Raw genomic sequence first — 11,714 nt, 5'->3', positions numbered from 1 at the left:
CATGGATATTCGTAAGAGCGGACTGATTGGCAGCGGCGATTCCGGGTCTTACTCCGACCTCAACCGCCTGCAGCAACTGAAGGTCGGCGACAAGGACGGCGAAGCCAACGTGCGCAAAGTGGCGCAGGAGTTCGAGTCGCTGTTTCTCAATGAAATGCTCAAGTCCATGCGCAAGGCCACTGATGTCATAGGCCAGGACAACCCGCTCAATACCCCGGCCGCCAAGCAGTACCAGGACATGTATGACCAGCAGTTGGCGGTGTCCCTGTCTCGCGAGGGTGGCGGTATCGGCCTGGCCAATGTGCTGATGCGCCAGATGATGAAGAACAAGCCGGCTCATCCGAATGCGGCCACCACGACTTTGCCGGCCGCGGCGCCGGTGGCGACTCCGACGCCGATCGCTGCCGGTACCACGGCCCAGGATGGTCCGTTGAGCCGGGTCAACGGCCAGCGCCCGATGTGGGCTTCGCGGGCCCACGATCCTTTGCGCACGAGCGTGGCGCATAACGACATGGTGCTGCTCAACCAGCGTCGTCTGTCCCTGCCCAGCAAGCTCACCGATCGCCTGTTGACCGGCATCGTGCCGTCGGCCGGTGCCGTCGAGGGCGGTGCACAGAACGTCGCGCCGACCCGCAACAGCCCGGCCGCCGATGCCGTGCTGCGGGGCGAGTGGCGGGTCAATCAGGGCTACGCCGCGTCCCAGGGCAAGATGCGGGTCTATGGCCGAGCCATGGCCCAGCCGCCGCTGGCACCGGCCAAGCGTGCCTTCAGTTCCGCCGACGACTTCGTCGCCACCATGCTGCCGATGGCGCAGCAGGCGGCCCAGCGTATCGGGATCGATCCACGCTACCTGGTGGCCCAGGCCGCCCTGGAAACCGGCTGGGGCAAATCGGTGATGCGCCAGCAGGATGGCAGCAGCAGCCACAACCTGTTCGGCATCAAGGCCGGCAGCAGTTGGCAGGGTGCACAGGCCCGGGCGATCACCAGCGAGTTCCGCAACGGGCAGATGGTCAAGGAGACGGCGGCGTTCCGTTCCTACGATTCCTATCAGGACAGCTTCCACGATCTGGTGACCTTGTTGCAGAGCAACAATCGCTATCAAGAAGTGCTGAAGGTGGCCGATAAACCAGAACAGTTTGTTCGCGAGTTGCAAAAAGCCGGGTATGCAACGGATCCGGATTACGCAAGCAAGATTTCGCAGATAGCCAAGCAGATGAAGAATTACCAGAACTACGCTGCGGCTGGCGTTTCCACGAATTTATAAGGTCTGAATCATGAGTTTGCTCAATATCGGGATGTCGGGGCTGGCCGCCAGCCAAACGTCGTTGATGACCACGGGTAACAACATTGCCAACGCCGACACCGCCGGGTACTCGCGTCAGCAGACCGTGCAGGGCACCAAGGCTTCGAATCAGTTCGGCAATGTCTTCATCGGCACTGGCACCACCCTGGCGGATGTACGCCGGGTGTATAACAGCTTCCTGGACGCACAACTGCGTACGGCTACTTCGCTCAACAGTGACGTGGCGGCCTATCAGGGGCAGATCAGCCCGATCGACCAGTTGCTATCGGACAGCGGCACCGGCATGACCGGCGCCCTGACCAAGTTCTTCGCTTCGGTACAGAACCTCAATGCCAAGCCCACCGACGAGGCTTCCCGGCAGTTGCTGCTCAGCGATACCCAGGCCCTGAGCGACCGTTTCAATTCGGTGTCCAGCCAGCTCAACCAGCAGAACACCAATATCAACGGCAACCTGGCGAACATGGCGGACCAGGTCAACAAGCTGGCCAACACCGTGGCCCAGCTCAACCAGAAGATTTCCGAGCTGTCGACCAACGGCAACGGCATGCCCAACGACCTGCTCGATGCGCGTAATGAAACCGTGCGCCAGCTTTCGACCTTCATCGGTGTACAGGTCTCGGAGCGTGGCTCCAGCGTCGATCTGTACCTGGGCAGCGGCCAGCCGCTGGTCATGGGTAACTCGGCCAATACCCTGGAAGTGGTGCAGGGCAAGAACGACCCGAGCCGTTCCGCGCTGCAGCTCAACCGAGGTACTAGCACTGTTGATATCACTAACGTCACCACCGGTGGCGAGATCGGTGGTCTGTTGCGTTATCGCAGTGAGGTGTTGGATCCGGCGATGAATGAACTGGGGCGCGTGGCCTTGGTTATCGCCGATCAGATGAACAGCCAGATGGCTCAGGGCATCGACAAGAACGGCAATTTCGGCGGCAACCTGTTCAATGACATCAACAGTGCTCGCATGGTCGCCCAGCGCAGCGTTGCCAGCACCAGCAACAGTACAGGTTCGGGCAACTTCGATGTGACCATCAAAGACACTGGCAAGCTGAGCACAAGCGATTACACCGTGACCTTCAGCAGTGCCACTGACTACAGCGTGAAGCGCTCTGATGGGACCGACATGGGCAGCTTCAGCACCACGACATCGCCGGCTCCGGTGATTGATGGCTTTTCGCTAAATCTCAATGGCACAGCGGGTGCTGGTGACAGTTTCAAGATCATCCCGACACGCAACGCGGCGACGACCATCCAGACCGAGATGACTGACGCCAAACGCTTAGCCCTGGCTGCGCCGTTGAAGGCTGAGCTCGGTGCCGGGATCAAGAGTTCGCTGAGCATTTCCGCGCAGCCTTCGCTAGCGGTGCCAGTCGACAACTACGATGCCGCTGCCAGGCTGGAGATGCAGACTGCTATCAAGAATTCGGGCCCGGTGAAGGTGGTGTTCAACGCCGTGTCCGGTGGCAGTCAGACCTACGACTACTACGATGCCAAAGGCAACAAGATGGGCAGCGGCTCTATCGTGCCGGGGCAGAGCAATACCCTGAATCTGCAAGTCAACATGCTAGATGCCAGTGGCAATCCGGTCACTGACGGCGGTACGCCGCCTGTGACCAAGACATTTACCGTGCAGATGACCATTGCCGGCGCGCCCAACTCTGGCGACAGCATGAGTATTTCGGTGAACGGTGCCGGCTCGTCCGATAACCGCAATGGTTTGGCCCTGGCCGGCTTGCAGACCAAGCAGACTGTCGATACCGGCTCCGCCAGCAAGGGCATCACCCTGGTGGATGCCTATGGCAAGCTGATCGAGAACGTTGGTGCCAAGGCCAGTCAGGCCAAGCTCGACACCGCCGCCAACGGCACCATCCTGGCCAACGCCAAAGGGGCTCGGGACTCGTTGTCCGGGGTTGACCTGGATGAAGAGACCGGCAACCTGGTCAAATTCCAGCAGTACTACACAGCGTCTTCGCAGATCATCAAGGCTGCGCAGGAAACCTTCAGCACGCTGATCAACAGCCTTTAAGGAGCCGTAGCCCATGCGCATTTCCACCGCCCAGTTTTACGAGTCTTCGGCTGCCAACTACCAGAAGAACTTCGCCAACGTAGTCAAGAGCAGCGAAGAGGCCAGCAGCCTGGTTCGCGTCAATACCGCTGCAGACGATCCGGTAGGCGCTTCGCGTTTGCTGCAATTGGGCCAGCAGGCTTCTCTGCTTGATCAGTACAAGACCAATACCAACTCGATCAAGGCCTCGCTGGGCCAGGCCGAGTCGGTGATGACCAGCATCAACAATGTGCTGGCGCGAGCCAAGGAACTGGCGCTGGGTGCTGGTAACGCTGGCTACACCGATGCCGACCGTCAGGCCAACGCCTCTGAGCTGGGGCAGATCGAAGAGCAGTTGCTGAGCCTGATGAACACTCAGGATGAAAACGGTAAGTACATCTTCGGTGGTTCCAAGGATGATGTGCCGCCATTCTCCCGAAACTCCGATGGCACCTACAGCTACAACGGTGACCAGACCAGCCTCAAGCTGCCGGTGGGCGATACCATGACAATGGCCGCCAATAGCACTGGCTGGGATGTTTTCCAGCAAGCCCTTAACACCAGTCGCAGTGAGGTCACCCGTGTCTTGCCAGCGGTGGATGATGGTCGTGTGAGCTTGTCTAATGGGCAGGTGACCAATAGCGTCAATTACAACAACAGCTTTCGCAGTGGCGAGCCCTACAAGGTCGAGTTCGTTACTGGCACTCAATTGAAGATCACTGATGCCAATGGTGTCGACGTCACATCCGAAGCGAGCAAGGGTGGAGTGTTCGATAGCAGTCCCAACCAGACCGTGAGCTTTCGTGGGGTCGACCTGACCCTGAACGTCAATTTGAAGGCAGGTGAAGACCCCGCAGCATTGCTGCCGGGGCACCAATTCACCTTGGCGGCCAAACCCGATACCTTCAATGTGGCCCGCAGCCCGGGTAACCCGAGCATGGCTCAGGTCAGCAGCACTACTGTGACCGACCAGGCGGCCTACAAAGCGGCTTTCCCTAGTGGTTCGGCGGTGCTCAAGTTCACCAGCGCCACTGATTTCGATCTGTATGCTGCTCCCGTGACTGCCGACAGTAAGCCGGTGTCTTCGGGAACTCTGACTGCGGGCAATGTAGCTACGGCGGCTGGCGTGAGTTTCCAGTTGAATGGCACCGCTCCCGCGGCCAATGATCAGTTCAGTGTTGCGGTCAATACTCATGAAACGCAGAACATTCTGGACACTGTGAGCCAGTTGAAAAACGCCCTCAACACTCCAGTGACCGGCGATACCATAGCTACCCAGAAGCAGCTGGCAGACCTTGCCTCTGGTATTGCCAACCTGACCAGCGGTGTTGATCAACTGGCCATTGGTATCAGTTCGATTGGTGGTCGCGGCCAGGCCCTGGATACTCAGACAGAAATCAACGAGAGCCTGTCGGCGGCCAACGTAAAGACGCGTTCTGCGATTAGCGATTCCGATCCAGCCGAAGTGATGACTCGCCTGACCCTGCAACAAACCATGCTGCAGGCTTCGCAGTTGGCATTCAGCAAGATCGCTCAGTTGGGCCTGTTCAATAAGGTCTGATTCAGTGAGGGGATCGTGGCAGCCTGCGCGATCCCCGTTCTTCTTCTTTTTACGGATCGGGGCGTTCCGCTCTCACGTGAGCCGGCGTATACCGGTCGAGAGTTACGCGCGTGAAACCAGCCCCTCTTGTCAGCATCGCCATTGCGGCATTCAACCCTCGCTTTTTTAGTGCTGCACTGTGCAGTGCGCTTGGCCAGACCTACTCCAGCCTTGAAATCGTTGTGTGCGATGACTGCCGCACGGATGAAATCGAACAGATCGTAACCCAGGCGCGTAGCTCGTATCCTGCCGTCACGCTGCGTTATGTGCGCAACCCCCAGCGGTTGGGGTTTCAGCGCAACATCCTGCGTTGCCTGGAAGAGGCTAGCGGCGAATACATCAAGTTTCTCTGTGACGATGACCAACTGGTGGCCGATTGCATCGAGCGCCAGGCAGCGATTCTGGATACCCAGGACGACGTCCAGTTGGTGGTAAGCAAGCACCACTTCTTCGATGCCGACGACTACGTGCTACCCATCCGCATGGAGAATGTGGGCCTAACTCAGTTCGATGCATTGTTCAACGGGCAGGACCTGCTGGCGTACTTTGAAAAGGCCCCGCGCAACATCCTCGGGGGGTTCAGTTGTGCATTGATGCGCCGGTCGAACATCGAGTCTCTGTTGCCGGCCCTGGCACAGGAGCAAGGTGGGTTTGTCGCGACGCTCGACTTTGCCTTGTTCGTCTGTCTTTTGCGTCGCGGCAACCTAGTGGAGCTCAGTGCCCTAGGCAGTTTCGAGCGTCTTTATCCGGAGCGCCTTTCGCGCCGTCCGGAAATAGTCAGCGCCGCAATCGTTGAGTGGGGCTGGCTGGAGCAGATGCTCAAACAGCGCAGCGGTGATCAGGCCCCGGCCCAGGGCTGGGTTCGTTATCTTGCGCTGGATAAGGCGCAAGGGCCGTCACTGCGTGACTGGGAGGAAATCAACCTCTATGTGCTGATGGCGGGGCGCCAGGGCATTATCCAGAGCCATGTCGGTACTGATACTGAAAGCTATGGCGATCTCTATGGTCAATGGTTGCGGTATCGTCGTTTTAGCCCGGCGCAGCAGCAGTTGCTATCCAGGCAGATGAGTTTCTGGACAAAGCGTCCGCAGATCATGCTTTTGGTCATCGACACCGATGCGGATGACAGCGCCGTGGATTTGACGTTGTCCAGCATTGCTGCGCAGGGCTACGAGTCGCAGGTGTTGCTCTTTTCTGACGGCCAGTGTGCCCTGGATCAGAAGGTTCGGCGGCATGCGCTGGGCAGTGAGTGGCTGATTCGGGCCAACGAACTATTGGTCCAGCAAGATGGTGTGGACTGGTTTTACCTGTTGCGTGCGGGCGATTGTCTGCGGGAGACGGCGCTACAGATTCTGGCCGAGCGGATTGTCTGCAGCCAGGGAGTCTTCTGCATATACAGCGACGAAGGTGCCCTGGTCGATGGGAAATCGGTGGAGCCTATCTTCAAGCCGGACTTCAATCTCGATCTTTTGCGTTCATATCCCTATGTGGGTCGGACGTTGGCATTCGACCGCCAGGCTGTGCTGAATCTAGGCTGTTTCGATGCAAGGCTCGGTGAGTTGGCGCCTCATGACCTAATCTGGCGCCTGGTGGAGAGCCATGGATCGCAGGTCATCGAGCACATTGCCGAGATTCAGGTGGAGTCGCAGTTTTCCTTTGCTCAATGGTTGTCATTACCGCAAGTCGTGGAGCAGAACCCGCACCTGCTGGCAGCCCATTTGCAGCGCATCGGTGTCGAGCATCGATTGCATGAGGGGAGAGGCCTGCAATTGATTCCGCGGATTGAATATGTGCATGTCTCCGATCCGCTGGTGTCGATCCTCGTCTCGGTCAAGGACGATCTGGGGGCGCTGGAACAGTGCATCAATAGTCTGATTACTCATACCGCCTACACCCGCTATGAAATCATCATTGTGGATAACGCCAGCAGCCAACCCGAATTGTGTCACTGGTTGCGGGCCATGGCTGATCTCGGCAGTGACGCGTTGCGGATTTTTTTCCATGAGCAGGGTGGCAATGAAGCACAGTTGATGAATTTCGCGGCGCGTCAGGCGCGGGGCGATTATCTGCTGATGTTCAGTACCTGCTGTGTTGTTCGCGACAAGGATTGGTTGCAAGAGTTGCTCAATCACGGGCAGCGTCCTGAGGTGGGGATAGTCGGGCCGCGGACCTTGAATACGCTAGGCAATGTCATCGATGCCGGCTTGATACTTGGCCTGGAAGGCCTGGCCGGAAGAGCCTTTGTCAACGAGCCGGTATCCTCGGTCGGCTACATGCAGCGCATGCAGGTGGTGCAGAACTGGAGTGCTGTGAGCGGCCATTGCCTAATGGTACGAGCTCAGGTCTTCGCGGAAGCAGGTGGTTTCGATGAGGAGGTCGGCACTCAGGGGATCAACTCGCTGGAGTTGTGCCTGCGCGTGGGCAAGAACGGTTACCTGATCGTGACTACGCCGCATGCGGCAGTTGTGTTGGCAGCTTCCCAAGAAGTTCGACGAGAGGAGGGTTGGGAGCGGCGGCTGGAGCGTGAGCAGGAAGCGTTCTACAAGCGCTGGCTGCCGAAGGTGGCTCGGGATCCTGCCTACAACCACAACCTTACTCTGACGGGCATCAGTTTCGGATTGATGCCCGGTTCGCGTGCGGGATGGAATCCACTTTGCAGTCGATCAGTACCCTCAATTCTCGGCCTGGCCCTGAATAATTCTGCCATCGGTCACTACCGCGTCAGCCAGCCACTGATCGAGTTGCAAGAGGCTCAGAGGATAACGGGTAGCGTGTCTTACCAAATGCCTTCGATTATCGAGATTGAGCGCCTGCAGCCGGACGTGGTGATCTTTCAGGGGCGCTACAACACCTCCAAGTTCAACGATATCAGCCAGGTTCGCAATTATTCCCAGGCCCGTAGGATCTATGAGCTGGATGACTACGTTGCGCATATTCCCGAGCGCAACGATCATGCTCGCAACATGCCCGACAATATCCAGGATTTGTTGCGCCGTGGCATAGCCCAGTGTGACCGCGTGGTGGTCTCGACCTATGCCCTGGCCAACACCCTGTCCAGCATGCACCAGGATATCCGGGTGGTGCCGAACATGCTGGCACCGCATTTGTGGAGCCAGATTCGCAGCCAGCGCCGCACCTCACTCAAACCACGGATTGGCTGGGGTGGCGGCACCAGCCACCGTGGTGACCTGGAGTTGATTGCCGATGTGGTGAAGGAGTTGGCCAATGAGGTGGAATGGGTGTTCTTCGGAATGTGCCCTGAAGTGCTCGAGCCTTATGTTCACGAGTACCACCCTGGCGTGAGCCTGGCGAATTACCCGGCCAAGCTGGCTAGCCTGAATCTCGACCTGGCGCTGGCGCCGCTGGAGTTTCATATTTTCAACGACTGCAAGAGCAATCTGCGCTTGCTTGAGTACGGTGCCTGCGGTTATCCGGTGATCTGTTCGGATACCGAGGCCTATCGTGGTCATCTACCCTGTACCCGGGTCGTCAGTAACTCGGCGCAGGAGTGGTTGCAGGCTATCCGTATGCATCTGGCCGATCCACAAGCCAGCTACCAGATGGGCGATGAGTTGCGCGAGGTAGTACTGCGCGACTTCATGTTGCGTGGTGACAACCTGCAGTACTGGGCCGATGGCTGGCTCGCAGACTGATGGGTGTGAGCGACATCAGCCAACAACCTAATGCCTCCGATTGAGCGGACAGGAATTCATATGCAAAGCAATTTTCCCAATGGCGCATCCCCCTTGAGTGAGCGTTTCACCTTGGTTTTGCTGGCGCATGAGCAGCCTCGGGCCTTGCGTCGAGCGCTGCGCTACTACAGTGAATGGCCTTGCGGGGTGCTGGTGGTCGACTCGTCGAGCGAGAGCGATAACGGGGTGGGCGCCGAGTTTGCCGATGTGCTGTATCTGCATGTGCCGACGGACGGTGCCGAGCATTTCAGCGGCAAATTGCGGCAGTCCATCGCGACGCTGAAGACTCCTTACATGGCCATGGCTGATGTCGAGGGTTTCCTTTTGCGTGAAGGGGTCGAGCAGTCTCTGGACTTTCTTGAGGCCCATGGCGACTACGGTGCTTGCCAGGGATACAGCCTGGCTTTCGAGGCACATGCCCAGCGAGTCGATTACCTGCGCCTTGATCGCAAGGGGGAAGAGGACTATTGCGCGGAGTCTGCCGAGGCCCGGTTGGACGTATTCGCCCGCCATTGTCCATCGTTGATCAGCGCAGTGACCCGAACCGAGTTGCTGCGTCGGTGGTATGTTTCGATGCCGGCAGATTTCAATCCGGCCCTGCAGGAGATCGGGCATTCCTATGGTCTGATGGTCGCCGCCAAGGTGCGTCTGTTGCCAATCCCCTATGGGCTGCATGAGCGGCATTGTGCTTCAAGGCTGCAAAGCCAGCAGATCGCAGCGCAACTGAGCTACCGTGACGCGCAGGCCCTGGTTGAGCACGAACGTTTCGCCCTGGCTCTGGCCGGGGCTTTCGACGCCATCGACGGCGAGAGCATTCGCCAGCGTACTCGGGACAACCTGCTGGCCGTCGGCAAATACCTTGCGACCTTGCCAGGGTTGGCAACGGAAAAGCTGATCGAATCGACTTGGGACTCGCTGCTGGAACAGCCGGTCCGGCGCTTCGAGCCGATCCAGTACGTAGAGCTGCCCTTCTACAACCAGGCGTTTTTCGAACAATTGAGCGTCTTGGAGTTTCTCCTTCATGCGGCACCGAGCGGTCGTCGACAGTTGGAGGAGCTCGAAGGCGTCATGCTCCAGCAGAAAGAGTTGTTGCGGGTGCAGCGCAACGCTAGTGCCGAGCCTCTCGATGATCGGCTGCAGAAGGCCTTCGAGCTCTACGCTTTCAATTTGCCAGTGGTGCGGCAGATGATTCTGTCGCTGCAGGCCCGAGGGCAGGAGCAGCGTGCGCAGGCAGTGCAAGCCTGGGAGGTTCGATTGCAGGCAGCGACACTGGCGCACTGCGCTGAGTGGTTTGATACAACCCGTTCCGGACGCCTTCTACACTGGCTCGAAGCACGTGAGCCGGATGCCGGTCAGGTGGAGAAGATCGGACGGCATTTGGCGCGCCATTCCGGTGGGCCTTCTTTCGGGATATTGCTGCTGGATCTGCAGGCCGACATCCTCAAGTTGCAAGCGACCTTCGATAGCGTGATCAACAGCTACTGCCGCAACTTCAAGATCATTGTCTTCACCAGTGGTGACCTGCCTTCGGTCACTACCCCGCAGAACACCTTGCATTTCGTCAAGGTCGACGAGAACAACTACGTCGACAAGATCAATCAGGCAGTGCGGCAGAGCGATTGCGATTGGATGGTCATGGCGCAAGCCGGAGACGAACTCACACCCAGTGGCTTATATCAGGCAAGCCTTGAGCTGTTGGCGGCACCGCAATGCCGTGCGGTGGCCATGGATGAGATCCAGCGCCTGCCGGATGGCACCTTGCGTGATGTATTCCGTCCGGGCTTCAACCTGGACCTGTTGCAGAACTGTCCTGCGCTGCTGGCACAGCATTGGCTGGTACGTCGCGACGCGCTGGTGCAGGCAGGAGGCTATTCCCGCGAGTTCAAGGACGCTCTGGAGTTTGATCTGCTGTTGCGCCTGATCGAGCAGGGTGGTTTGGAGGGGCTAGCCCACCTGGCCGAGCCGCTGCTGGTCTGCCAGGCGCCCATGGCGCAGAACAATGCTGATGAGCGCAAGGCGCTGTTGCGTCATCTGGCCACCCGAGGCTATCAGGCCGATATCAGCGCGCCGGTGCCGGGGACCCATAAGATCGACTATCGCTTCACTGAGCGTCCGCTGGTATCAATCATCCTTCACAGCGTTAAGGATCTGCCGGCCTTGCAGCGCTGCCTGCTCAGCATACTGCAGCGAACCCGCTATCAGCGTTACGAGATCCTGCTGGCTGAAGACCCTGCCTACTCGGCGCCATTGAATCAATGGCTGGCCTCCCAGGGGCAGCAGGCCAGCCGTCTGCGTCAGTTCGGCATTCAACCCGGTTTGTCGGCTGCGACATTGATCAATACCCTCAGCCAGCAAGCCAAGGGTGAATACCTGGTGACTCTGGCGGCTGACAGCGAAGTGCTCAACGTCAACTGGATTGAGTCACTGCTTAACCAGGTCCTGCGTCCTGAAGTCGGCGTGGTGGGGGCCAAGTTGGTGGATCAGCAGGCGCGGGTGACCCAGGCGGGGCTGATCATGGGTTTCAATGGCAGTGTCGGTTCAGCGTTTGTTGGTGAGCCCAAGACATCCGTGGGGTACCTCAATCGATTGGTGGTGGAGCAGAACTGTTCGGCGGTGTCTTTTGCCTGCCTGATGATTGCCAAGCAATTGTTCGATGCCGCCGATGGTATCGACGACAGTTTGTTTGCCGAAGGGTTGGGCGATGTCGACCTGTGCCTGCGGATTGGCCAGGGCGGTTACCTGACGGTCTGGACTCCCCATGTCCAAGTCATTCAGTCGGGATTGCTTGAGTCCTCGCCTGGAGTATTGCAGGTACTTCAGGAGAAGTGGTCGCAGGTTCTGGGGCATGACCGCTTCTATAACAAGAACCTGACCTTGCAGGGGCGTGGCTATGGCCTTGGTCCTGTGGCTGCGGTTCCTTGGATGGAACTGCTGGAGCAGTCCGCAGGCTGAGAGTGATCAATATTCTCCCGCTGCATGCCGCACACAAAAAAGCCCACTGAAAGTGGGCTTTTTTACAACTTTGCAAAAGCGCTGAAAGTGCCGAAGAGTTGGGTTTTTCAGGCGTTTTTTCGATGG

Annotated in this window: 5 protein-coding genes; all 5 read left to right on the top strand. The window is 58.5% G+C overall.

The genetic code is table 11. From position 1 onward, the window contains the following. The first annotated feature begins 1 nt into the window (after position 1). The 5 genes from flgJ (at position 2) to AC1RCO_RS08370 (ending at position 11,588) form a co-directional block, all read left to right on the top strand. Entirely contained in the window at positions 2-1,264 is a 1,263-nt protein-coding gene (gene flgJ, locus AC1RCO_RS08390; RefSeq protein ID WP_065363357.1) for a flagellar assembly peptidoglycan hydrolase FlgJ, read from the top strand. 10 nt (positions 1,265-1,274) lie between these two features. After that, positions 1,275-3,326, top strand: a complete 2,052-nt coding sequence (flgK, locus tag AC1RCO_RS08385; protein WP_065363358.1) for a flagellar hook-associated protein FlgK — start codon at positions 1,275-1,277, stop codon at positions 3,324-3,326. 13 nt (positions 3,327-3,339) lie between these two features. Beyond that, positions 3,340-4,905, top strand: a complete 1,566-nt coding sequence (locus AC1RCO_RS08380; protein ID WP_065363359.1) for a flagellar hook-associated protein 3 — start codon at positions 3,340-3,342, stop codon at positions 4,903-4,905. 110 nt (positions 4,906-5,015) lie between these two features. Then, entirely contained in the window at positions 5,016-8,597 is a 3,582-nt protein-coding gene (locus AC1RCO_RS08375; protein WP_492617629.1) for a glycosyltransferase, read from the top strand. Positions 8,598-8,657: 60 nt separating this feature from the next. Next, positions 8,658-11,588, top strand: a complete 2,931-nt coding sequence (locus AC1RCO_RS08370) for a glycosyltransferase family 2 protein (protein ID WP_065363360.1) — start codon at positions 8,658-8,660, stop codon at positions 11,586-11,588. Positions 11,589-11,714: the final 126 nt, after the last annotated feature.

It is taken from the genome of Pseudomonas sp. GW823-FHT03E05 (assembly GCF_058796855.1).
This window is presented reverse-complemented; position numbering and strand designations above follow the sequence as displayed.

Excerpts from the sequence above, each read along its gene's own strand:
- flgK (WP_065363358.1), top strand. The coding sequence starts at position 1,275 with ATGAGTTTGCTCAATATCGGGATGTCGGGGCTGGCCGCCAGCCAAACG.
- flgJ (WP_065363357.1), top strand. The coding sequence starts at position 2 with ATGGATATTCGTAAGAGCGGACTGATTGGCAGCGGCGATTCCGGGTCT.
- AC1RCO_RS08380 (WP_065363359.1), top strand. The coding sequence starts at position 3,340 with ATGCGCATTTCCACCGCCCAGTTTTACGAGTCTTCGGCTGCCAACTAC.
- AC1RCO_RS08370 (WP_065363360.1), top strand. The coding sequence starts at position 8,658 with ATGCAAAGCAATTTTCCCAATGGCGCATCCCCCTTGAGTGAGCGTTTC.